The following is a 23,588-nucleotide window of genomic DNA, read 5'->3' on the forward strand; positions in this document are numbered from 1 at the left end:
TGTAAAGGCTGCGAGCCGGTCGTCGGCAGCCCGCCTGTCATGCGAGCGGGAATCATAAACCGGCCGCAACGATGGCGAGAGATTTCATGGAGAGGGAGGCGGCCGATGCGGGCGCGCTCAAGGTCGATGAAGGTCGCGTTGACGGCGATGGCGGTGGCCACCCTGGTGGGGCTCGGCGCGGCCGGGAAACTGGCCGATGGTCTGTCGGGGCAGGGGCACCGGGACCTGGGCGGCGTGGCCGCCAAAGTGCCGGCGCGCGAAAACGTGCTGCCGGTGGCGACGCGCACCGTGGCGATCCAGGATGGCTACACGCTCAGCCGCACCTTTACCGGGCGCGTCGCGGCGCGGCGGCTGACCGATCTGGGCTTCGACCGTGGCGGGTCCGTGGTTTCGGTGCTGGTGGACGACGGCGCGGTGGTGGCCGAGGGCCAGGTGCTCGCCCGGCTGGATACCGACCGGCTGCGCGCCGAGCGCCGGCGGCTCGAAGCCGAGTTGACCGAGGCACGCGCCAACCTGGTCCTGGCACGCAAGACCAATGCCCGGATCGAGACGCTGGTCGCTCAGGGTCACACCTCGGAGCAGCGGCTCGACGAGACCCAGGCGCAGGTCGCCGCCCTCAAGGCGCGCACCGCCCGGCTCGACGCGCAATTGGCCTCGGTGGCGGTGGACCTGGACAAGGCGCAGCTCAAGGCGCCGTTCGACGGCACGGTGCAGCGCCGGCTGGTCGACGAGGGCCGGGTGGTCGAGGCCGGCGCGCCGGTGTTGCAAGTGCTCGAGACCGGCGACCTCGAAGCGCGCGTCGGCGTGCCGCTGCGCTTTGCCCGGCGGTTGCGCGACGGCGCCGCGTTCGCCTTGATCAACGATCAGGGCCGGGCCCTGCCGGCCGACCTTCAATCGGTGGCGCCGGCGGTGCGCGGTGCCACCCGCACGGTGACCGCCACCTTCCGGATCGCCGACGCGACAAGCCCGCCGGCGGCCGATGGCGAGTTGGTCACCTTGTCGCTCGACGATCGGGTCGAGGCGACCGGCTTTTGGACCCCCTTGCGCGCGCTTACCGCCGACGTGCGCGGATTGTGGCGCATCTACCGGCTGGAACCCGCGGGCGGCGATCTCTACCGCATCGCGTTCGAGAATGTGCAGCTGCTCTATGCCCAGGGCGACCGGGCCTATGTGAGCGGCACGGTCGAAGACGGCGTGCTGACCGTGGCCGAGGGGGTCGCCAAGGTGGCCCCGGGCCAATTGGTCGCCCCGGTCGACCTGGCCGATAGCTGAGGTGCGCCGCCATGGCCCTTGATCGCCTTGGAAACGGGCGCAGTCTCTACAACTATCCCCGGCTGGTGGTGTTGATCCTGGTGTTGGTCCTGGTCGCCGGCATGGCCGCCCTGACCGCGATGCCGCGGTTGGAGGACCCGCACCTCAAGCCGCGTTTCGCTACGGTGATTACCCGCCTCCCCGGTGCCGACGCCGCCCGGGTCGAGGCGCTGGTCACCGACCCCATCGAACGCAAACTGCGCGAGGTCGCCGAGGTGGACGAGATCAGCTCGGTGTCGCGGCCGGGCGTGTCGTCGGTGACGGTGACGCTCAAGGACGAGGTGGAGGACACCGAACCGGCCATGGCGCGGTTGCGCGACAAGCTCGGCGAGGTGGTGGGCCTGCCCGCCGGCGCCACCGAACCGGTGTTCGACGACAACCGCACCTCGGCCTTGAGCGCGATCGTAGCGCTCAAGTGGCGCAGCCCCGGCGCCCCCAACTATGCCATTCTGGGCCGCCATGCCGACCAGCTCGACACCCGGCTCAAGAACATCGCCGGCACCGACTACACGCGCATCCAGGGCCTGCCCGGAGAGCGCATCACCGTCACCGTCGATGCCGATGCGCTGGCGCCGTTGGGGCTCGACACGGCGGTCGTGGCCCGGCGGCTGTTCCAGGGCGACGCCAAGAGTGCCGCCGGCACGCTCGCCGATGCCGACAACGCCTATGTGGTCGAGGTTGACGGCAGCCTCGACAGCCTGGATCGCATCCGGCGCGTGCCGCTGATCGCCGAGGCGTCGAACGGTCTGTTGACCGTCGGCGATGTGGCCCATGTGGCGCGCGGCCACGCCGATCCGCCCGACACATTGGCGTTGATAGACGGCGTGCCGGCGGTGGTGGTCGGCGCCCGGATGCTGGAGACCAGCCGGCTCGATCTGTGGACCGCCGAGGTCAAGGCGCTGCTCGACGAGTTCCGCCCGCGTCTGCCCTCGGGCGTCGAGGCGCGGTTGATCTTCGAGCAGGCGCAATACACCGACGCCCGGCTGTCGGGGCTGATGCGCAGCCTGATCGCTGGCATTCTGATCGTGTTCACGCTGCTGCTGCTGACGCTTGGCTGGCGGGCGAGTGCGATCACCGGGTCGGTGCTGCCCCTGGCCGCCCTGGCGGCGCTCGCGGTGCTCAATCTGGCGGGTATGCAGATCCAGCAGATGGTGGTCACCGGCATGATCGTCGGTCTCGGTATCATGGTCGACAACGCGATCGTGGTCACCGACGAGATCCAGCACCGCTTGCTCGACGGCGAACCCCGGGGCCAAGCGGTGGCGCGCACGGTGGGCAAGCTGTGGCTGCCGCTCATGGGCTCGACCGCGACCACGGTGTTCGCGTTCATGCCGATCATTCTGATGCCGGGGCCGGCGGGCGAGTTCGTCGGCGGCATCTCCTATGCGGTGATCGCCTCGTTGATCGCCAGTTATGCGCTGGCGTTCACGGTCATTGCGGCCCTGGCCGGGCGGCTGTTGCGCCCTGGGGGGGCGGCCGGCGCGGGTCGGCGGGTCTGGTGGCGCAACGGCGTGGCCGCCGCCCCGCTTGCTCGCGGGTTTCGGCGCGCACTCGGCTGGGGCCTGCGTCATCCCCGCCTCACCGTGGCGTTGACCATGGTGCTACCGGTCGCCGGGGTGATCCTGTCGGGCACGCTGACCGAGCAGTTTTTCCCCGCCAGCGACCGCAACCAGTTCCGCATCCAACTGGAACTGCCCGACCAGGCGTCGATCTACGAAACCGAGGCGGTGGTCCGGGCCGCCGACCGGCTGGTCCGAGCGCGCCCCGGCGTGGTGTCGGCGCAGTGGTACATGGGCGAGACCGCCGCCAAATTCTATTACAACATGATGTCCAACCGCGATGGCGTCGGCAGCTTCGCCGAGGCCATGGTGACCGCCGACGATCTGGCCGCCGTCGACCGCTTGATCCCCGATCTGCAGGCGGCCTTCGACCGGCGCTGGCCGGGGGTGCGGACGCTGGTGCGCAAGCTCGAACAGGGCCCGCCCTATCCCGCCCCCATCGAGGTGCGCGTGGTCGGCCCCGACCTGGAGACCCTGCGCGATCTGGGCGACCAACTGTTTCGCCAGTTGATGCGCGTCGAGGCGGTGACCCACGCGCGCACCACCCTGGCGGTCGGGCGTCCGCAGGTCAGCGTGGCCGCCGACGAGGATGCGGTGGCGACGCTCGGGCTCGACCTGCGTCGGGTCGCCGACCAGTTGCGCGCCGCGGTCGACGGCGAGTCCGGTGGCGCGATCCTGGAGGAGACCGAGCAGGTGCCGGTGCTGGTCCGCACCGGCGCGCTGACCCGCGGTGATCTCGACGGTCTGCGTCGGCTCGATCTGACACCGGCCGACCCGGCGCGCGGGCCGGATGACGGCTTTCTCGGCGTGCCGTTGTCGGCGGTCGCCGAGGTGACCGTGACGCCGTCGGTCAGCGCCATCCCGCGGCGCAATGGCGAACGGGTCAACACGCTGCAAGGCTATGTGGAGAACGGCGTGTTGCCGGGCGATGTCCTGACCGAGTTCCAGCGCCATCTGGCCACTGCCGGCATCGACGTGCCGCCCGGCTATCGGATCGAGTTCGGTGGCGAAAGCGAGGAGCGCAACGAGGCCGTCGGTAAGCTGATGAGCCAGGTGGGTGTGCTGTTGATGCTGATGGTCATTGCCATCGTGCTGACCTTCAATTCGTTCCGGTTGTCCGCGATCACCTTCGTGTCGGCGGGTCTGGCGGCCGGTTTGGGGCTGTTGTCGCTGTGGGTCAGTCAGAACCCCATGGGCTTTGTGGTCATCGTCGGCGTCATGGGGCTGCTTGGGCTGGCGATCAACGACACCATCGTGATCCTGGTGGAGTTGAAGAACGACGCTCGGGCCCGCGCTGGCGACGACGCGGCGATCGTCGACGCGGTCGGGCGCTGCGGCCGCCACATCGTCTCGACCAGCCTGACCACGGTGGGCGGGTTCACGCCGTTGATCCTGGCGGGCAGCGATTTCTGGTCGCCGTTCGCTTTCGCCATTGCCGGCGGGGCGGGCTTGAGCATGATCCTGTTTCTGTTCTTCACGCCGGCGGCCTTCAAGCTGGCGGTCCGCCGCCGTCCGCTGGCCTTCGACCGGCCGGGCGCGGCCGAACCTGCGGCGCTGAGCCCCGGGGCGGCCGCGGTCGATGCCTCGGCGGCGGCGGAGTAAGCGCGGACCACAGCAGGGCGATGGCGCTCAGTCCGGGGCGGTGCCCGAGGGGTCGCGGGCCAGGCGCGTCAGGTAGCGGCCATAGTCGCTCTTGTCGAGCGCGCGGCCCAGGCGGGCGAGGTCGTCGCGGTCGAGCCAGCCATTGTAGAAGGCGATCTCCTCAGGGATCGCGATGCGCTGGCCCTGGCGTTTTTCGATCGTCTGGATGTAGCTCGACGCCTCGACCAGGCTGTCGTGGGTGCCGGTGTCGAACCAGGCGAAGCCGCGGCCGAGCCGTTCCACCGCCAGGTCGCCGCGGTCGAGATAGTGGCGGTTGATGTCGGTGATCTCCAACTCGCCGCGTGCGCTCGGACGGATCTGGGCGGCCACATCGGCCACGTCGCCGTCGTAGAAGTAGAGCCCGGTGACCGCCCAGTTGGACCGGGGCTGTTGGGGCTTTTCCTCGATCGCCGTGGCGTGGCCTTGGGCATCGAAGGTGACCACGCCGTAGCGCTGCGGGTCTTGTACGTGATACCCAAACACGGTGGCGCCGTGGGCCCGCCCGGCGGCATCGTGGAGTTTCCCGGTCAGTCCCTGACCGTAGAAGATGTTGTCGCCCAGCACCAGCGCGCAGCCTTGGCCGGCCAGGAAGTCGCGGCCGATCAGGAACGCCTGCGCCAGGCCTTCGGGGCGCGGTTGCACGGCATAGGACAGCGCGATGCCCCATTGGCTGCCGTCGCCGAGCAGCCCTTGGAAGGCCGGCGCGTCGTGCGGCGTGGTGATCACCAGGATGTCGCGGATACCCGCCAGCATCAGCGTGCTGAGCGGGTAATAGATCATCGGCTTGTCGTAGACCGGCAGCAACTGCTTGGAGATCGCCAGGGTGATCGGGTGCAGGCGCGTGCCCGCCCCGCCGGCCAGGATGATGCCCTTCATGGCGCCCGCCTCCGCCTCATGCCGGCCGCGGCCCGGGCGGCGCCATCGGGAGCGGCTGGGCCGTCTGTATCGCTTGAGGCGCCGTCGCGATCGACGCCGGGACGGTGTTGAAGCAGATCCGCCAGCGCGTCGGTCCACGGACGCAAGCGGAGCCCATGCTGATGCGCCAACCGGTCGGTATTGAGGGCCGAATTGGCCGGTCGCCGGGCGGGCATGGGATAGTCGGCCGAGGCGATCGGCTCGACCGCCGGGTTCGGGCCGCCGGCAGCGGCGGCGCTGGCGAAGATCGCCCGGGCGAAGTCGTAGCGGCTGGTCACCCCGGCGCCGGCGATGTGGAAGGTGCCGAAGTCGGCGGTGGTAAACCTGCCCGCGCGCTGTGCCAGGCTCAGCAGGGCATCGGCCAGGTCGTCGGCATAGGTGGGGCAGCCGGTCTGGTCGTCGACCACCCGCAGCCGGTCACGCGTGGCGCCCAGGCGCCACATGGTGGTGACGAAGTTGCGCCCGTCCGGGCCGAACAGCCAGCCGGTGCGCAGGATCAGGTGGCGCGGCGCGCGCGCCCGCACCGCCGCTTCGCCGGCCCATTTGCTGGCGCCGTAGACATTGATCGGGTCGGCCCGGTCGTCCTCGTCATAGGCGCCGGGCTTGGTGCCGTCGAACACATAATCGGTGGACAGGTGGATCAGCGGCGCGCCGATGGCCGCACAAGCGCGCGCCAGATTGGCGGCACCGTCGCGATTGACCGCCCAGACAGCCCCCGCCTCGGCCGCCTCTTCGGCCCGGTCGACGGCGGTATAGCCGGCGGCATTGATCACCACCGCGGGCCGCCGGGCGGCGAGGCAGGCGCGCACGGCATCGGCGTCGGTGATGTCGAGGCCGGCGCGGTCCAGCGGGTCGAGCGCCAGGGCCCCGGTCGCCGCCCGGCGTTGCACCGCCCGTCCCAACTGTCCGCCCGCGCCGGTCAGCAGGACCGGGCCGGTTTTGGTCTGCCCGCCGGTCTCTGTCTGGTTGCCGGTCATGGTTGGTCTCCCGATCCGGCGGCGAGGCCCAGCCGGTCGCCGCGATAGCTGCCGTCGCGGATCGGCTGCCACCAGTCGGGGTTGGCCAGATACCAGTCGACGGTGTGGTCGAGGCCGCTGTCGAAGCTGTGCTCCGGCCGCCAGCCGAGCGCGCGCCGGGCCTTGGCTGCGTCGATGGCATAGCGCGCGTCATGGCCCGGGCGGTCGGCGACGAAGCGGATCAGCCGGCGGTGCGGCGCGCCTTGGGGGCGGCGGGCGTCGAGACGCTCGCACAAGGCTTCGACCACCGCCAGGTTGCGGCGCTCGGCCCCGCCGCCGATGGCGTAGGTCTCGCCCGGGCGGCCGCGGGTCAGCACCGCCCACAGCGCGCGGGCGTGGTCGTCCACATGCAGCCAGTCACGCACCTGCGCACCGGCGCCATAGACCGGCAGGTCGCGGCCGTCGAGGCCGTTGAGGATCATCAGCGGGATCAGCTTTTCAGGAAACTGATAGGGGCCGTAATTGTTGGAACAATTGCTGATCAGCACCGGCAGCCCGTAGGTGTGGGCCCAGGCGCGCACCAGATGGTCGGACGCCGCCTTCGACGCCGAATAGGGCGACCGCGGCGCATAGGGGCTGTCTTCGGTGAAGGCGCCGTCGGGGCCCAGTTCGCCGAACACCTCGTCGGTGGAGACGTGGTGGAAGCGGAACGCGTCGCGCGCGGCGGCGGGCAGCGCCGACCAATAGGCGCGCGCCGCTTCCAGCACCGTGTAGGTGCCGACGATATTGGTGTCGACGAAGGCCGCCGGCCCGTCGATCGAGCGGTCCACATGGCTTTCGGCGGCCAGGTGCAGCACCGCGTCGGGGCGTTCCTCGGCGAACAGGGCGTCGAGCCGGGCGCGGTCGCGGATATCGGCGTGGACGAAGCGATGGCCGGGGCGCTCCGCCACTGGGGCGAGCGAGGCCAGATTGCCCGCATAGGTGAGCGCGTCCACGGTCACCACCTGGACGTCGAGGGTGTCGACCAGCAGCCGCACCACCGCCGAGCCGATAAAGCCCGCCCCGCCCGTGACCATCACCTTCATGCCGCCATCGCCCCCGCGCTCGCCGCCGGTGCGTCATTGCCCGGCCCGTTCTTGGCACAGGATCGGCGCGCGTTCGTCAAGGCCCAATCATGCCGGGGTGGTGGTCGGGGCCGCACTCACGGCGCCGGCGCCGCCGGCGCCGGGGCAAAAAAGCGGGGCCTGCCGCCGCGAGTGCGGGCCCCGCAAGGTGGGTGGGAGAGGCTCGCGCGCGCCGGTCAGCCGTCGCGTTCGTAATAGGTGTCGCCCAGACCGCGCGACCAATCTCGGTCGCCTGCGCCCACATCGGGGTAGGCGTCGAGATCGGCGGCCTCGGCCAGCAGCGTGTTCTGGATCGACACCGGCAGCGGCCGGCGCCACGCCATCTCGGGGTCGCGCGACACGGCGGCGTCGTCATATTCATTGTCGAAGGTCAGATTGACGTTTTCCCAGGCATCGTGAAACCGGTCGGGCAGGAACTTCTTGACCGCGAACAGGGTCGGCCGGCGGTCGCCGAAAGCCGAGGTCTGCACCAGGATGCCCTCGGGGATATCGACCCCGCGGCGCTCCAATTCGGCGCGGTTGACGATCACCTCGTTGACGAAACGCGGCCGATCGGCGGCGTCGCGCGACCATAAGTCATTATAGATGGCGACGAACGCCGGTTGGGTGACGAAGGCGATCAATTCGGCATAGGTGGCGCGCATGGCGGCGGCCAATTCCGCCCGGGTGAAGCCCAGATTGTCATAGACGTGCGGGTCGTCGAGGGCCGGGCGCTCGGCGTCGGCGGGGGCCATGGCTTGGGCGCTATCGGACATGATCAACGGTCCTTGTGGTCAGTGAACGCAATGGGATCGGCGGGGCGCGGGCGGTCAGCCGGCGCCCGCGCCGCCGCACGCGGTGGCGGCCCCGCCGCACGCGCAGCCGCACAAGGCGAGCGGCGATATGGCATCCTCGACGCTGAGCCGTTCGGTCAGTTCCTGATAGAGATCGGGCTTGCGATCGCGCAGCCGGCCGATCAGGTTGAACATCTCGGGCTCGGCGGCATGCAACTCGGCCAGCAGATTGCGCTTGCCGGCGGGTTCGCCCACTTCGATGGGCTTGAAGCCCTCCTCGAAATAGCGGCTGGAAATCCGCATGTCTTCGGGCAGGCGCACGCCCTGCTCGCGCAATGCCTTGGGTGTCAATCGGCGCATCGCCTCGTCGAGCCGCTTGTCATTGCTGGCGGCTTTCACCTTGCGCATGGCCTCCACATAAGCGGGCGAGGTGATCGCTTCGACCATCTGAGACGTGATTGCCTTGAGTCGTTCGGGGTCGAGATCGTCCTGGGGCATGGGTCACCTATCGTTGAAAACAGCATGGGACGGGGTAGCGCGATGCAGCCACTAGGTGCGTCGCGGCTTATACTGTTAACAATAAGCGAGAAACAACAATGCGATCATATCGCGTCTGAGGGAGAAAATCTATACTCAAAATTGTGTGGAGGTATTTTTTGTTTCCCTGGGTTGTGGGGAGCGGGGTGGCTGGGTGATCGCGCCGGGGCGCTGCCCGGGCTGGGCGCTTTGCGCGGCGGTCAATCCGCTGTTGCCAGCGCGCGGCGAACCCTCTATGCGCTTCCGTTTCCCCTTTTTGCGGCGCAGCAACGGCGTCCGGGGTCGCGGCCCGCGGCGTCTGAGAAAACCAGGCTTGGACCCGGTCCGAGCCTTGTCATTGGCGGCCGCGTCGGGCTTTGCGCGCGCCGCGCCGACGGTGGGGAAGCCTTTTTAACGTATGCCTTCATCCAGCGATCCTTTGGGAGATATCCGTTGACAGCCGACCTTCTCACGAGCTTGCGCAGCCAGTGGCTGGGCAATGTGCGCGCCGATCTTTTGGCCGGCCTGGTGGTGGCCCTGGCGCTGATCCCCGAGGCGATCGCGTTTTCGATCATCGCCGGCGTCGACCCCAAGGTTGGGCTTTATGCCTCTTTCTCCATCGCGGTGATTACCGCCATCGTCGGCGGCCGGCCGGGCATGATCTCGGCCGCCACCGCAGCGACGGCGGTGCTGATGACCACGCTGGTGCGCGACCATGGGCTGCAATATCTGCTCGCCGCCACGGTGCTGGCCGGGCTGTTGCAACTGGGGGCCGGTGCGCTGCGGCTCGACCGGTTGATGCGGCTGGTCTCGAAGTCGGTGATGACCGGTTTCGTCAACGCGCTGGCGATCCTGATCTTCATGGCCCAGATCCCGGAACTGATCGGCGTGCCGTGGCTGACCTATGTGCTGGTGGCGGCGGGCCTGGCGATCATCTATCTGCTGCCGCGCCTGACCAGCGTGGTACCGTCGCCGCTGGTCTGCATCGTCGTGTTGACCGTGGTGTCGCTGTTCCTCGACGTGGACCTGAACACCGTGGGCGATATGGGCGAATTGCCCGACACGCTGCCGGTGTTCCTGTTGCCCGACATCCCGCTGACCTTCGAGACCCTGATGATCATCCTGCCCTATTCGGCGGCGGTGGCGGTGGTCGGGCTGCTCGAATCGCTGATGACCGCGTCGATCGTCGACGACCTGACCGATACCCAAAGCAACAAGAACCGCGAATGCTACGGCCAGGGCATCGCCAATGTGGCCACCGGCTTCATCGGCGGCATGGCCGGCTGCGCGATGATCGGCCAGTCGATCATCAACGTGAAGTCGGGCGGGCGCGGCCGGCTGTCCACCTTCGTCGCCGGCCTGTTTTTGCTGATCCTGATCGTCGCCCTGGGCGATCTGGTGGCGATCATCCCCATGGCCGCCCTGGTGGCGATCATGATCATGGTCTCCATCGGCACGTTCAGCTGGTCGTCGATCACCGACCTGAAGACCCACCCCAGAAGCGCCAGCCTGGTCATGCTGGCCACCGTGGCGACCGTGGTGGCGACCCATAATCTGGCCATCGGCGTGCTGGTCGGCGTGCTGCTGTCGGTGACCTTCTTCGCCTGGAAGATCGCCCAGGTGTTCCGCGTCACCTCGACCCTGTCGGCCGACGGGCGCCAGCGCACCTATCGGGTCGAAGGCCAGATCTTCTTCGTCTCGGCCGACGATTTCCTGGCCGCCTTCGACTTCAAGGAGGCGGTGGAACGGGTCACCATCGATGTGAGCCAGGCCCATATCTGGGATATCTCCAGCGTCGCGGCGTTGGATACGGTGATCTTGAAGTTCCGCCGCGAGGGCGCCGAGGTGTCGCTTACCGGCATGAACGCGGCCAGCGAAACCATCGTCGACAAGCTGGCGATCCACGACAAATCCGATGCGTTCGACCGCCTGATGGGCCATTGATTGGGCGTGTGCGGTGCCATTTTCTGATCTGAGGAGTGACCCCATGACCAAACTGATCGCCATGATCGACGGCTCGGTCTATGCGGAAAGCGTGTGTGACCACGCCGCCTGGGCGGCCCGGCGGACCGGCGCGTCGGTGGAGTTGATCCATGTGCTCGACAAGCGCAAGGCCGGCGGCGACGGGCTCAATCTGAGCGGCAATATCGGCCTTGGCGCGCGCAGCACGCTGTTGGCGCAGCTCACCGAACTGGACGAGCGCCGTGCCAAGCTGGAGATGCAGCACGGCCGCCAGGTGCTCGACGACGCGGTCGCGCGGGTCACCGCCGACGGCGTGGCGGACGTGACCACCCGGCTGCGCCACGGCGATCTGATCGACGCGGTGCACGAGTTCGAGAGCGACGCCGACCTGATCGTCATCGGCAAGCGCGGCGAGGCGGCGGACTTCGCCAAGCTGCACCTGGGCTCGAACCTGGAGCGCGCGGTCCGCGGCGCCACCAAGCCGGTTCTGGTCACTGCGCGCGCCTTCCGCCCGATCGAAAGCTTCCTGATCGCCTTCGACGGCGGGCCCAGTGCCATGAAGGCGGTGCGCCACATCGCCGAGGGCGACCTGTTCAAGGGGCTCGCCTGCTCGTTGGTCACCGTGGGCGCGCCGACCGCCGATGCCTCGCGCCGGCTCGAAGAGGCCGAGCGCCTGCTCACCGACGCCGGCTTCACCGTCGACGCGGGCTTCGAAAGCGGCGAACCCGAAGCCGCCATCCAGGCGCGGATCGAGCGTGACGGCGTCGACCTGTTGGTCATGGGCGCCTATGGCCATTCGCGCGTGCGCACGCTGATCATCGGCTCGACCACCACCGAGATGATGCGCTCGTGCCGGGTGCCGGTGCTGTTGTTCCGCTGACCCGCTGACCCTTCGCCGCTGACCCTTAGAGGGGCTTACCCCGTCGACCGCCGGGGCGCCGCCGGCGGCGTCGGCCGGCTCGGCAGACCCGGCGGCCCCGGCAAACCCGGCGGCGCCGCTCCGATCAACCGGCCGCGTCGGCCTCGGCGGCGATGAAGAAGTCCAGCAGGGTCTCGCCGACGTCGAAGTCGGCCCCTTCGGTGCAGCCGGCGAAGCCCGACCCGCCGGGCAGGCAGTGACCGCCGACGAGCCCCGGCCGGTCGCCGTCATGCAGGCGGATGTCGACGTCGAGCGCGCCGAACCGGGCGCGGCCTTGGCCCTGGGCAAGGATCGCCGCGGCCTGGGCGTCGCCGGCGACCTCGGCGATGAACGCCTTCACCGCCGCGAACGGTACCATCCGGTCGCCGCGGCCGTGGATGTAGAGCAGACGGGTCGGCGTGTCGGTATCGTCCATGCACTGCTGTATCACGTCGACGCCGCCGGCCATGGCGGCGAAGCTGGTATAGGCGCCGGCGGCTTGGCAGTAGGTGCCGGCGACCATGTAGCCGCCGAGCGAATAGCCCGCCATGTGGCGGCGGGTGCCGTCGAGCCCCAGATCGGCGATCAGGCAATCGGCCAGCGCCAGCACGCCGCGTTCGTCGCCTTGCTGCCATTGTGCGCCCGGCCCGTGGGCTTCGGGATGGACCACCACATAAGGGGTTGCCGCGCCGTGCGCCGGTGCCTGCGCGCCAAGCCGGCGCATGTTGGTTTCGCTGTCCATCTTGTCGGCGGACATCGAGGCGCCGTGCGCTTCGACGATCAGCCCGCAGGCCGGCCCGCCGCCGCCCGCCGCGCAGCTTTCAGGCACCGAGACGGTGGCGTCGAAGCCGGCCAATTCCAGCCGATGCAGACCGGCGCCGAGCCCTGCGACGTCGGGACAGGCAAGGGGTTGGCCGGCCTCGCCTTCCTGGCAGGCGGCCAGGCCGACGGCGACCAGGACGAAGCCGGTGGCGGTCATGGGACGGGAGCGCGGGCGGGGCATGATGGCTCTCCAGGCGTTGAGCGGTTGAGCGATCGCAGCCGGCGCCGGGGCGGCCGGGTGGGTCGCGGGTCAGTCCTTCACATGGCGGCGGTCGGCCGGGTCGTACTCCATCACCGCCACTTCATTCCCTTCGCTGTCCTTGAACGCGGCCACCTTGCCGACGGTGGGAATCTCCATCGGCTCGTTGAGCAGGGTGCCGCCGGCTTCGGTGATGCGTGCCGCCACCGCGGCCACGTCCGGCACGGTGATCGTGCAGCGAAAGCCGTTGACGCCGTCGCCCGCCGGGGCGGTCCGTTTGGCCAGCGCGCCTTCGACGATACCGGGGTCGTCGCTCTTGGGCGTGTGGATGAGAAAGAAGTCGGGCGGTCCCCAAGCCTGGAATGTCCAGCCGAAGACGTCGCCGTAGAACTTCTGCGCCCGCTCCAGATCGTCGGCCAAGATCTCGAAATGCACCACCGAATGGGCCATGCGTCGCTCTCCCTTTCCTGGCACCTTTCCTGGCACCTGTCCTGCCGCCTGTCCTGCCGCGCGGCGGGTCGTGCCGCACCCCGGTTCTGGCGCGGAGATATCCCGCCGGACCGGCGTTTCATGGCGCCGCTGTCGCCCGCGTCCGGGTGTTCCGCCGAGCCCCCGGCCAGCGCCGGCCGGGCTTGAGTGCGCCAGGGCGGGCGGTCGTTGCCTCGGGTGAAGAGTAATCGGTTCAAGGTATTCGGTCTATCGAAAATCGCGTTTTCGTTGTGTTTCATTATAAATCGTGCTCGCTATGCGCACTTTGGTGCGAAGCTCAGGGCTTGGTTTCCGGTGCCATCACCCGGCCGCGATAAAGCGTGAAACTCCAGTCGGTGCCATAGGCTTGGCGGCTGCCATGGCAGCCCATGCAGCCGCCGGCCAGATAGCCGCGGCCTTGATAGAAGGTGTTCAGGAACACCGGTTTACCTGGATTGGGCCGCGGGTTGAGGAAGATCAGGTCTTGGTGCAGGAAATCGCTGGCGAGGGTGAAGCCGGCAATGAACTGGCCCGAGAATGCTTGGTGCACCGGCTGGGGTTCGAGCACCACATTGGCGGCATAATAGACCGCCGGATCGACGGCGCCGTCGGTGTAGGGCCGGCCGGGCACCGGCTTGTCCACCGGCACCCATTGCACGCTGACCAAGCGGTAGTGGCTGAGCGGCGAGGCCGGATAGGCGGCGGCCAGCCGGGCCTGGACGGCGCGGTTGACGGCGCGGATTTCGGCCGGCGTCTCGAACAGCCGGGCCTCCACCGCCACGCGCTCGACGCCAGGCACGCCGTGGCGCGCTTCCTGGATGAAATAGAGCGCTTGGCCCGCGGGGGCGGGGTCCGATCCGCGCACGCGCACATGCTGTTCGCTGTCCTTGGTGGCGGCGGCGACGACCTCAAGGGCTGGCGTGTAGACGCGCTCGACCGGTCGCGTACGACCGCCGGCGGGGGTTTCGAGCGTCTCGACCGGGCTGCCGGCCGGCTGGTTGCGCACCAACGCGTCCACATGCTCGAACGTCGCCCAGATGAAATAGGGCGCCGACGGCGTTTTGTGGGTGATATGGAAGGCCAGCAGACCCCAACGGTCGCGGGCGTTTTCGCCGCCCGCCTGGTCGCCGCCGACCCCCGCCGGGTCGGAGTCGCGGTAGCACACGCCGTCGCCGCGCGGTTCGTAATAGCGCACGCGCTCGATCAGGAAGCGCGCTGGATCGTCCTGCGCGCCAAGCCGTCGCCAGCCGGCCTTGAGCCTCATGGTCTGGTCGGGAAACACCACATAAGCGCGGCCCTGATCGTCGGTGCTGCCGGGTTCCGGCGCGCGTTGTTCGCGGCGGATGAAATCGCCGGTGCGGCGATACGCCTTGCGGATCGATCGGGCGCCGTACCAGCCGCGCTCGGCCACATAGCGATAGCCCACCGGATTGATCTTGGTCTCCAAGAGCACCTGCTGACCCGGAAAGGGGGCTTCGGGCGACAGGCCGGCGCGCAGATTGTTGTGATTGGGTTCGTCCAGATTGTGCCAGGGCACGGCAAGGCGGTCGGCGGTGCGGTCGCAAGGGGTGATCCGGCCCGGATGCGCCGGGTCGTCGCCGGCATCGGGTCCATAGATGTAGCGCGGCGGGGCTTGGGCGCCATAGTCCGCCGCACCGGGGGCGAACGGATCGCCCTGGCCCGGATAGGTCTCGACCCGTGCCTTGAACGTGGACCAGACGCGCGTCGCCGGAAGCCCGTCAGCGTCATCACCCAAGGCGCCGCCGTCCAGCGGCGCGTCCGCCCGGGCCTTGCCGCGGGCCCCGGCGGCGGCCGGCCAGTTGAGGGCCAGGAAGTCGCGCCAAGCGAACAGGGCGGCGTCGGTCAGGGTCGCCGCAGGCGCACCGCCCGTTATGTCGCGCGGCAGGGCGGGGCCGATGAACCCGGCCGGCAAGTCAAGCGGCGCGTCTGCCGCCCGGTCGGTCGATGGGGCGGCCTCGGCGGTCGGTGGCGGGGGGGCGTCCAAGTCGGTCGTCCGAGCGGTGTGAGCCCGGCTGCCGGCAGCCTCCGTTGCCGCGGCGGCGCTGGCGAGCAGGCCAAGCAGCACGGTCCAGCGCAGCCGCGCGCGCCGCGAGGGGCGGGACATGCGGATGTTCATGGCGGATCGACCTCCTGGGCTGGTGTGTCGTCATGGCTGTCTGGCTGTCTGGCTGTCTCGGCGGCCTCGGCGGGAGACCGAACTGTCCCCGGCTGCCCCGACCGACAGGGTCGGGCTGCGTGCGGCGCGCTGTCATCTCCGTATCATCTCCAGCACCGGGCGACGGGCGCACCACAGGGCGGTGGGCAAGCCGCCGAGCAGGCCGATGGCGAGCGCCAGAGCCATGCCCTGCGCGGCCAGCAAGCCTGACACGTCGAACGCGAAGACGATCTGGGAGAAGGACGGGCCCAGCGTGCTGGACATGCGGCCGTCGAAGCCCAGCCAGGCCACCCCCACGCCGAGCGCGCCGCCGATCAGCGCCAGCACCAGGGCTTCGACCACGATGCCGCCGGCGATCGTCCCCGGCCGGTAGCCGAAGGCGCGCATCATGCCGGTCTCGCGCCGCCGGCTCATGATCAGCGAATGGATCGAATTGACCATGCCGGCGATCGCGCCGATGGCCATGATCGCCGCCATAGGATAGCCCACCTTGCGCACGAACGCGGCGAGCGACCCAGCCTGACGGGCGAAATAGGCGTCTTCCGCGACCGCCGACAGCGACAGGCGCGGGTCGTCGTCGATCAAGTTGCTCAGCGCTTCCAGGTTTGCGTCCGGCCCCAGGTCGAGCCGCACCGTCTGAACCTGGCCTTGGCGCCGGAACAGGCTCTGCGCCGCCGTCACCGAGGTCCAGATTTCCGACTCGTGGACGATGGAGCGGGTGGCGAACAGGCCCACCACGCGCCACTCGGTCTCGCCAAAGCGCACCGTGGCGCCGGGGTCCAGATCGGCGTAGAGACGAGCGGCGGCCCGACCGGCGATCAGTTCGTTCTCGCCCGGGATCGGTCGGCGTCCGGCAAGCAGGTGGAAGCCCGCGCGATAGGCATAGCCCGCGTCGGTCACGCCGCGCAGCGTCGTGTTGGCGGGCATGCCGGTGTCGCGGCGTTCGCTGTTGACCACCACCAGCACCTCTTGCGAGGCGGGGCGCCGGCTGCTGGCGATCAGGTTGCTCGCTGCGGCGATCAGGGCGTCGGCGGTGGGGGTGGTGATCGTGGAGTTAGACTCGGACTGGGCGCCGCGGCTCAGAACCACCGCGACCTGAGGGTCGCCGGCGCTGTCCAGCGTCCGTTGAAAGCCTTCGCCGAGGCCGACGAAGGCCAGAAAGGCGGCGACTACGATCATTGTCGCGCCGACCGCGGCGAGGGTGCGCCCCGGCCGGCGGGCCGAGACACCCAGATTGATGCCGATCACGGTCATCAAGGCGGACAGCGGCGCGGCCCCGTCGCGGCGCGGGCTGGCGGCCGGCCCGGATGCTGGCCCGGTCATCGCAGCGACTCCATGATCTGCAGTCGGAAGGTGCTGGCCAGCGGCGCAGCACTGGCCAGCACGGCGAGCAACAGCAGGATCGGTAGCGCCGCCCACAGCACCTCGCCGTGGAAGTCGATGTCGGGCAGGAACGAGCCCAGGTCGATCGGTTGCCAGACGATATAGGCCCAGGCGACGGACAGCCCGATCACCGCGCCGATGCCGACGGTCAGCAGGGTCTCGCCGACCGCCGCCAGGGCCAGGGTGGCGCGCCGGAAGCCCAGCGTCAGTAGCACGGCATAGTCGCGCGCGCGTTCCTTCAACGTCAGCGCCTGGGCGTTGGCGAGCACCAGGAACGAGGTCAGGAAGCCGGCGGCGGCCAGGATCATGACGATCTGGCTCAGATTGCCGAACTGGTTGAGATAGGCTTGCTGATAGACCTCTTCCGACTGGGTGCGCGTGGCGTTGCCCGAATTCAGATAGCGGTCGTCGATGCGCCGGGCCACGTCGGCCACGTCGGCGCCGGGCGCCAGGTCGAACACCAGCCAGGCGACGGTGTCGGTGCCGAAGCGCCGCGCCTCGTTGAACGCATCATAGTGCATCAGCAGCGTGCGGGCGCCGAACGGGCTGTCGTCGCGATAGATCCCCGATACCGTGAACGACCACGCCTTGGAGCCGTCTTGCTGCGGCCAGATCAGGCTGTTGACCACCACCGCGTCGCCCACCTGCCAACCTTCCTCGTCGGCCAGCCTTTGCTCCACGAGCACGCCGCGCCGTTCGTCGAGCCAGCGCGCGCGTCCCGCCGGGTCGACGGCGATTTCGGGGTAGAGCGCCAGATAGGGCGCGCCGCGCACTGGAAAGGCGGGGAACTGCTGGCCCGGCTGCTCGGTATAGCCGCCAAACCAGACCCCGAGGCTGACATCCGCGACCCCCTCGGTGCGCGCGATCTCGTCGGCGTAGCGCACTGGCAGGGGCTGTTGAATGTTGATCCGGTTGACGGTGATGACCCGGCCGCTGTCGTCGCCGGTGACGCTTTTGTTCAGCGACAGGAACACCGTGCCGAGTAGGCCGAAGAGCAGGAAGCACATGGTCGACGCAGCGATCATCAGCACGGTGCGCAGCCAGGTGCGGCGCAGGCTGTTGGCGATCAGGTCAAGCATGGGCTTGTTGCCGGGGGGCGGGCTCGACGCGGCCCTTGTCGAGCAGGATGACCCGGTCGCAGGCGTCGGCCGCGACCAGGTCGTGGGTGACCATGACCACCGTGGTGCCGCGGTCCGACAGCGCGCGCAGCAGGTCCAGCACTTGCCGGGCGTTGACGCGGTCGAGCTGGCCCGTGGGCTCGTCGCAGATGATCAGTCCGGGATTGGCGATGAACGCGCGGGCGATGGCGGCGCGTTGCTTTTCACCGCCGGACAGGTAGCGCGTGCGCTTGTCGGCCACATGGCCGAGGCCGACCAGATCGAGCGCGGTGTCGACGCTGTCGCGAATCTGGCGCCGCGACAGCCGACGCAATCGTAGCGGCAGCGCGACGTTCTTGCGCACCGATAAGACTTCGAGAAAGTAGAAATCCTGAAACACGAAGCCGATGTGACGCTTGCGGAAATCGATCAACTGGCTGTCCGACAGCGCTCCCAGATCCTGGCCAAACACGGTGATTTGGCCGCGATCGGGCCGCTCTAGCCCGCCGATCAGGCTGAGCAGGGTGGATTTGCCCGAGCCCGATGGCCCGCAGATGCCGACGAACTCCGCTTCGCCGACGCTGAGCGACACGGCATTGAGCGCTGGCGTTTTCACGCCGTCGGTCACATAGGTCTTGCTGACCCCGTCCACGTCCACGGCCATCGGCATGTGGATCCTCCCGTGCGGTTTGCGCGCCGTCGCGGCGATCGGCCAAGTTGCCGGGCACTGCCGATCGGCGGTCATCTTTGATTGTTGAAAACCACGCGGATGCAACCCCAAGGAGCTTTTACCAAGATAATTTCATGCTGCCAAGATTTCACCAAGGCGGATCAGTTGGTGCCGCGGGATCAATCGCTTGGTCGGACGCAGAGCCGGGCGAACCCGCGCAGATGGGGGGCGCGCAGCCGTTCGCTGGCCTCGAGTCGGTGGCGCGCCCAGAAGTCGCGCCGGGCAAGCGCAGCAAGCAGGCATTCGGTCTGAACAAGGGCGGCCTGGGCGCCGAGGCAGAAATGCGGTCCGTGGCCGAACGGCAGCAGCGATGCGTCCTCGCGTGCCAACCAAAGGCGGTCGGGTGCGTTGACGGTTGCGGGGTCGCGGTTGGCGGCGCCCAACATCAAGAACAAGCGTTCCCCGGCGGCGATGGCTTCACCGCCCAATGCGAGCGGTCGTTCGGTCCGGCGCACGATCATCTGCACCGGGCTGTCGTAGCGCGCGCATTCACGCGCCGCGGCAGCGGCCAGATCGGGCCGGGCGGTCAGCCGACGGGCTTGGTCCGGCGCCGCGAACAGCGCGGCGATGGCGTTGGCGATCAGGTTTTGGGCTGTGTCCTGTCCGACCGCCAGCATCATCACGACGAGCGCCGTGGCCGCTTCGCGGGTGAGGCGGTGTGCGTCGAGCCCGCGTCGCAGCAGGGCCGGCAGGGGGGCGGCGCGGGCGGGGTCGGCATCGACGTCGCCAGTGGCCAGGGCGGCGGCGATCGGTGCGTCGAGCGCGGCCGCGGCGTCGGCGATGGCGTTTAGGCGCCGTGGCGGCATCGGCTGGGTGAAGATGTCGAACAGCCGCGAGGCGTGGCTCGCCCATGCCCATGCGCCATCGGATCCGCCGAGGTGACAGGCATCGGCCGGCATGTCGCGGTCGAGCCCCAGGACCAGCGCATTGGCCTGGAACACGTAGGGCGCCGCCAAATCGGGCACCAGATCGACGCCACCGGTGTGGTCCAGCGTGCGCGCCAGGGCGTCGATGGACCGGTCGGCGAGGTCGGTCAGGCGCGCGCGATGGGCGACCATGGCGTCGCGTCGGCCGATCGGGGCCAGCAAACCGCGCAGCGCGCGATGGGACGCGCCGTCCATGAAGAACAACCAATGGCCCAGATGGTGCGCCAGCGTGTGCAGCGATGGGCTTGCTCCGGCCTCGGCGGCGGCCCGGTTGACCCTGGCGGGCAGGTCGTCGACGCCCACATCCGGGTGGCTGAGAGCGTGACGTAAGGCGGCCTGTCCGGTGACCACCCAGTCGCGACCGTCGCAGCCGGCGACCGGCAGAACCGGTCGCCGGCTGCGCAGGGCCGCAAGCGTGGGGTAGGGGTCGTCGGCATAGGCGCGGGTGAACGGGTTGAAGCGCGGTGGCGCAGGCGGCGTGGCGGTTGCCGCTGGGGCGCCATGGTCGCTGGCGAGGGTCATTCGGCGGCGTCCGTGCCGGCGGCCGCGGCGGTGGTGTCGGCATCCGCGCTGGCCATTCGGGCGGCGGCGTCGGCGAAGCTTCGAGGCGTTGGGAACTCCCACATGATCTGGGGGTCGATGTCGCGGTCGAGGCGTTCGGAGACGGCGTCGGCCAGTTCCATCAGGTCGCGCGAGTCGAGGCCCAATTCGGGGAACGGTGTGTCGGATGGCACCTGGTCGGCGGCGAGCCCCACCACATCGGCGATCCAGCCGATCACGAACCGGTGCATCGCGTCGATCCGGTCCGGCGGACCGGCGGTCTCGGTTTTGTCGGCGCTGCCGTTTCGGGGTTGGTTGGGTAATCCGTCGTCGTCGGACGCGGTCGGGGCGGTGACCGGGCGGTGCGGCGCGGTCCAGCGGGCCAGCGGCCGGATCTGCCCGGCGGCGATGCCGCGCGCACAGGCGTGTCGGCGTGGCTTGCCGCTGGTGGTCCGGGGCAGGCTGTACGGCGGCAGGATATGGACCGCGGCGGGCCGCGCGCCGGCGCGGTCGATCAGGGCGGCGGCGACCCGCTCGGCGAGTGCGTCGGCGTCGGCCGAACGCCAGGCGGTGCGGGCGATCTCGCCGGCCAGACAGAAGCCGGTCGCCGCGCCGGCGGGGGGCCGGTCGGCGGGATCGTCGGTTCCGTGCTCCGGTTCGCCCGGCCAGACCGCGACGGCGCCGGGTGCGAACAGGTCGGTGGCGGCCGCGGCGACAGCTTCCAGATCCTCCGCCAAGTGGCTGACGCCGTCGCAGATCACGGTGTTCTTGGCCCGGCCCACCAGGTGCAGCGCCCCGTCGGTCAGAAAGCCCAGATCGCCGGTGCGCAGATAGGCGCGGCCGTCGGCGTCGGTCACCGCGCCGAAGGTTGCGGCGGTGGCGTCCGGGTCGTGGGCATAGCCTTGGGCGACACCGGGCCCGGCAATGCAGACCTCGCCGGTCCGCCCCGGCGCCACCGATGCCAGGGTTCCCGGGTCGACGATGCGGACCCGCGTGCCCGCCGCCGGGGTGCCGCAGGCGACCGCCTCGCCGCCGCCATCGGGGCGCGGCCGGCTGGTCAGCCCGACGCCGCGCGGTCCGCCGGTGACGAACAAGGTGGCCTCGGCCAGCCCGTAGCAGGGAAACAGCGCGTCGGCCTTGAAGCCGGTCGCGGCGAAGCGGTCGGCGAAGGCGCGCAGCACCGCCGCGCGCACCGGCTCGGCACCCACGAATGCCACCTGCCAACCGGACAGGTCCCAATCCGCCGGCGGCGTTGCGATGCGCCGGACGCACAGTTCATAGGCGAAGGTGGGGGCGCCGCTGGTGGTCGCCCGGTGGCGGTGGATGGCGTCGAGCCAGCGGGCCGGTTTGGCGGCGAACAGGTGGGGCGCCATGAACGTCACGGTGGCGCCGACGAACAGCGGCTGCATCAGCGTCCCGACCAGCCCCATATCGTGATAGTGCGGCAGCCAGGTGACCACTCGGGTGTCGCCATCGTGGCCGAAGGCGTCACAGATCGCCCTTTGGTTGGCCAGCAGGTTGGCGTGGCCGATACAGACGGCCTTGGCGGCGCTCATGGTGCCGGAAGTGCACTGGATATAGGCGGTCTGGTCGGCCCGGGCGTCGGGTCGCAGCATGGTGGTCATCGGTTGGGCCGCGCTTGTCGGGTTGGCCGGGGCGGTGACTGCGGCGAGCGGCAAGACCGGCGGTGCGGCAGCGGCGTCGTCGACCGGCCGGACCGTGGCGCCGAGGACCAGCGCCGCCGCCCCGCAGCGCTCGGCAAGGGCGGCGCGTGCGGCGCCCTGGGCGGCCGATTTGGTCGGCCGCACCGGGATCGCGCAGCGCCCGGCGGCCATGATCCCCAACAGCGCTATCACCGTGTCGATCCCGGTTTCCGCATCGACGATTACCCGGGCGTCGCCCGGCACTTGGGCGCGGAGACGGGCGCGGCACGCTTCGACCCGGCCGGCCAGGGTCGCATAGTCGATCGCCTCGCGAACCTGGCCGTCACCGTCCAAATGGCGCAGCGCGATGTGGTGGGGACGCTCGACGGCGTGCCGCGCCAAAAGATGCAGCAAGGTCGGCGGCGGTGTCCGCTTGGTGTCGGTTTCGGATCGGCCAGCCCCGGTTCGGCCAGTCTCGGGTGTCTCGGATCTGGAGACGTCGATCATGCGCCCGCCCTCTTGATTCCGCGGCCGGGGGCGGTGGCCGCGCGGTCGGCGCGGGCCGGCTCAGCCCGGCGTGTCGTCCCGCGTTGCGGGGAAGAAAACCGTTACGGCCATCTCCGGTAGAATGTTCTCATTTTGGTCGAGAATAGCAATTCTTGTGCGAACCGTCGCCTTATTTCTATCTGCGGTAGCAAGTTTTGCGACCACACGGCCGGCGATCGGGGTGTCGGGATAGGCGTTGAGTTCGGCGCGCACCCGCTGGCCCGGGCGCACGCGGGCGATGAACGATTCGTTGACGTCCACCTCCAGTTCCAGGCTGGCCATGTCGATCAAGGTGCAGATACCGGTGCGGGTGAACCCGCCGCCGGCCGAGACGGGCGAGATGATTTCGCCGGGCTGGGCGTTCTTTTCGACCACGACGCCGGCGAAGGGCGCGCGGATGATGTGCTGGTCGCGCCGCACCCTTGCGGTGGCCAGCCCGGCCTTGGTCGCCTGTACCCGCGCATCGGCCTGGCGGCTTTCGGCGCGTAAGCGCGCCAGCCGGGTCCGGCGTTCGATCAGCAGCGCCTCGGTGGCGAAGGCGCGTTCGATCAGCGCCTGGGTCCGGGCAAGGGCGCGTTCGGCTTCGTCGATCTGGCTGTCGGCGGCGGCCCGGTCGGCGCGGGCGGCGGCCAACTCGGCGGTCATGCGGGCAACTTCGGCGTCGGCCGCCTGGGCGTCGAGCCGGGCGATCACGTCGCCGGCGGCGACCCGCTCGCCCTCTTCCACCTCGATGCGGACGATCTGGCCGGTGATCTGGGCCGAGACGGTGGCCTTGCGCCGCGCCACCACGAAGCCCGAGGCAGAAAAACCGGCGGCCTGGATGGTCGGGGCGGGCATCGACGCGGTGGCAAGGGGCGGTGCTGACGAGCCGGCGCCCGTGGTCGCGGGGGCGGCCGGGCGCAATGCTCCATCCGGGGCGGCGGCGTTCGCCCGCGGTGGCGCATCGGTTGCCGTGTCAGTCCGTGACCCGCCCGCGAGGGGGGCGGGCGTGGCCGCGGCGTCGTCGGTCGCCGCGCCGGGCGTCACCCGGGGCAGCCCCGGCACAGCGAGGAGGAATGCCAGCGCCACCCCGGCGCCGCCCGTAAGCCCACCGGCCAGAAACAGAATCGCCGGGGGAATGCGTCGGGGCCTGGCCGCTTTCTGGCGCGCCGGATCGATGGCTTGAACATTCTTGAGGTGGTCCAGTTTGTCGGCAATGTCGGACGCCTGGGGGGGAGCCATCGCAAAGCGCCTCAGAAAGAGAAAAATCAGAATGAGTTAAGCAAGCGTAGCACGTTTTCCCGGAGCGGCCAATTTGCCGCCTGTGCGCGCCTCGGGCGCGTTGGGACGGGCGCCGGGCGCGGGTGGCGTCCGGCGCATCGGGTACCGCCGCGTCGGCGTCCTGCTATCTATGATTGAAGCTT

At 69.7% G+C, this 23,588-nt stretch carries 18 protein-coding genes; 4 read left to right on the forward strand and 14 right to left on the reverse strand.

Going from position 1 to position 23,588, the window contains the following annotated elements; all coding sequences use genetic code 11:
* The first annotated feature begins 126 nt into the window (after window positions 1-126).
* Together EV659_RS13120 and EV659_RS13125 are read left to right on the forward strand one after the other, a co-directional pair.
* A complete protein-coding gene (locus EV659_RS13120) occupies window positions 127-1,272 on the forward strand; it encodes an efflux RND transporter periplasmic adaptor subunit (protein ID WP_165878899.1) in 1,146 nt (381 codons plus the stop codon).
* An 11-nt stretch (window positions 1,273-1,283) separates the two neighbouring features.
* The gene (locus tag EV659_RS13125; protein WP_132709349.1) at window positions 1,284-4,472 is read left to right on the forward strand and encodes an efflux RND transporter permease subunit; all 3,189 of its coding nucleotides are present in this window, start codon (window positions 1,284-1,286) and stop codon (window positions 4,470-4,472) included.
* Between the two features lie 27 nt (window positions 4,473-4,499).
* On the opposite strand, the gene rfbA is transcribed toward EV659_RS13125, so the two are convergent.
* The 5 genes from rfbA to EV659_RS13150 form a co-directional block, all read right to left on the reverse strand.
* Complete coding sequence (rfbA, locus tag EV659_RS13130) at window positions 4,500-5,387, reverse strand: glucose-1-phosphate thymidylyltransferase RfbA (protein WP_132709350.1); 888 nt, start codon at window positions 5,385-5,387, stop codon at window positions 4,500-4,502.
* A complete protein-coding gene (gene rfbD / locus EV659_RS13135; RefSeq protein ID WP_132709351.1) occupies window positions 5,384-6,403 on the reverse strand; it encodes a dTDP-4-dehydrorhamnose reductase in 1,020 nt (339 codons plus the stop codon). Before rfbD ends, rfbA begins: the two co-directional genes overlap by 4 nt.
* Window positions 6,400-7,467, reverse strand: a complete 1,068-nt coding sequence (gene rfbB / locus EV659_RS13140; protein ID WP_132709352.1) for a dTDP-glucose 4,6-dehydratase — start codon at window positions 7,465-7,467, stop codon at window positions 6,400-6,402. Before rfbB ends, rfbD begins: the two co-directional genes overlap by 4 nt.
* Before the next feature lie 215 nt (window positions 7,468-7,682).
* Window positions 7,683-8,261, reverse strand: a complete 579-nt coding sequence (locus EV659_RS13145; protein WP_132709353.1) for a hypothetical protein — start codon at window positions 8,259-8,261, stop codon at window positions 7,683-7,685.
* Between the two features lie 54 nt (window positions 8,262-8,315).
* Complete coding sequence (locus EV659_RS13150) at window positions 8,316-8,777, reverse strand: hypothetical protein (RefSeq protein WP_132709354.1); 462 nt, start codon at window positions 8,775-8,777, stop codon at window positions 8,316-8,318.
* 471 nt (window positions 8,778-9,248) lie between these two features.
* On the opposite strand from EV659_RS13150, the gene EV659_RS13155 reads away from it, so the two are divergent.
* Together EV659_RS13155 and EV659_RS13160 are read left to right on the forward strand one after the other, a co-directional pair.
* The gene (locus EV659_RS13155) at window positions 9,249-10,739 is read left to right on the forward strand and encodes a SulP family inorganic anion transporter (RefSeq protein WP_184409833.1); all 1,491 of its coding nucleotides are present in this window, start codon (window positions 9,249-9,251) and stop codon (window positions 10,737-10,739) included.
* 43 nt (window positions 10,740-10,782) lie between these two features.
* Window positions 10,783-11,637, forward strand: a complete 855-nt coding sequence (locus tag EV659_RS13160; protein ID WP_132709355.1) for a universal stress protein — start codon at window positions 10,783-10,785, stop codon at window positions 11,635-11,637.
* A 124-nt stretch (window positions 11,638-11,761) separates the two neighbouring features.
* Here EV659_RS13160 and EV659_RS13165 read toward each other — a convergent pair whose 3' ends face one another.
* The 9 genes from EV659_RS13165 to EV659_RS13210 form a co-directional block, all read right to left on the reverse strand.
* Window positions 11,762-12,658 carry an alpha/beta hydrolase family protein gene (locus EV659_RS13165; protein ID WP_165878900.1) on the reverse strand — a complete coding sequence of 299 codons (897 nt, stop codon included), beginning with the start codon at window positions 12,656-12,658 and terminating at the stop codon, window positions 11,762-11,764.
* A gap of 69 nt (window positions 12,659-12,727) precedes the next feature.
* Window positions 12,728-13,126: a VOC family protein gene (locus EV659_RS13175; protein WP_132709358.1), complete on the reverse strand. Its 399-nt coding sequence runs from the start codon at window positions 13,124-13,126 to the stop codon at window positions 12,728-12,730.
* A 316-nt stretch (window positions 13,127-13,442) separates the two neighbouring features.
* Entirely contained in the window at window positions 13,443-15,269 is a 1,827-nt protein-coding gene (locus tag EV659_RS13180) for a hypothetical protein (RefSeq protein ID WP_132709359.1), read from the reverse strand.
* A gap of 144 nt (window positions 15,270-15,413) precedes the next feature.
* Window positions 15,414-16,643, reverse strand: coding sequence for an ABC transporter permease (locus tag EV659_RS13185; RefSeq protein WP_132709360.1), 1,230 nt, complete (start codon window positions 16,641-16,643; stop codon window positions 15,414-15,416).
* Window positions 16,640-17,782, reverse strand: coding sequence for an ABC transporter permease (locus EV659_RS13190; RefSeq protein ID WP_132709361.1), 1,143 nt, complete (start codon window positions 17,780-17,782; stop codon window positions 16,640-16,642). Before EV659_RS13190 ends, EV659_RS13185 begins: the two co-directional genes overlap by 4 nt.
* Window positions 17,775-18,470 (reverse strand): ABC transporter ATP-binding protein, encoded by a 696-nt coding sequence (locus EV659_RS13195; RefSeq protein WP_132709362.1) that lies wholly within the window; start codon window positions 18,468-18,470, stop codon window positions 17,775-17,777. Before EV659_RS13195 ends, EV659_RS13190 begins: the two co-directional genes overlap by 8 nt.
* 179 nt (window positions 18,471-18,649) lie before the next feature.
* Window positions 18,650-19,978, reverse strand: coding sequence for a cytochrome P450 (locus EV659_RS13200; protein WP_132709363.1), 1,329 nt, complete (start codon window positions 19,976-19,978; stop codon window positions 18,650-18,652).
* The gene (locus tag EV659_RS13205; protein WP_132709364.1) at window positions 19,975-22,146 is read right to left on the reverse strand and encodes a non-ribosomal peptide synthetase; all 2,172 of its coding nucleotides are present in this window, start codon (window positions 22,144-22,146) and stop codon (window positions 19,975-19,977) included. The genes EV659_RS13200 and EV659_RS13205 overlap by 4 nt, the downstream gene beginning before the upstream one ends.
* 60 nt (window positions 22,147-22,206) lie before the next feature.
* Entirely contained in the window at window positions 22,207-23,022 is an 816-nt protein-coding gene (locus EV659_RS13210) for an efflux RND transporter periplasmic adaptor subunit (protein ID WP_165878901.1), read from the reverse strand.
* Window positions 23,023-23,588: the final 566 nt, after the last annotated feature.

The sequence above is a fragment of the Rhodothalassium salexigens DSM 2132 genome, assembly GCF_004341375.1.
GTDB lineage: Bacteria > Pseudomonadota > Alphaproteobacteria > Sphingomonadales > Rhodothalassiaceae > Rhodothalassium > Rhodothalassium salexigens.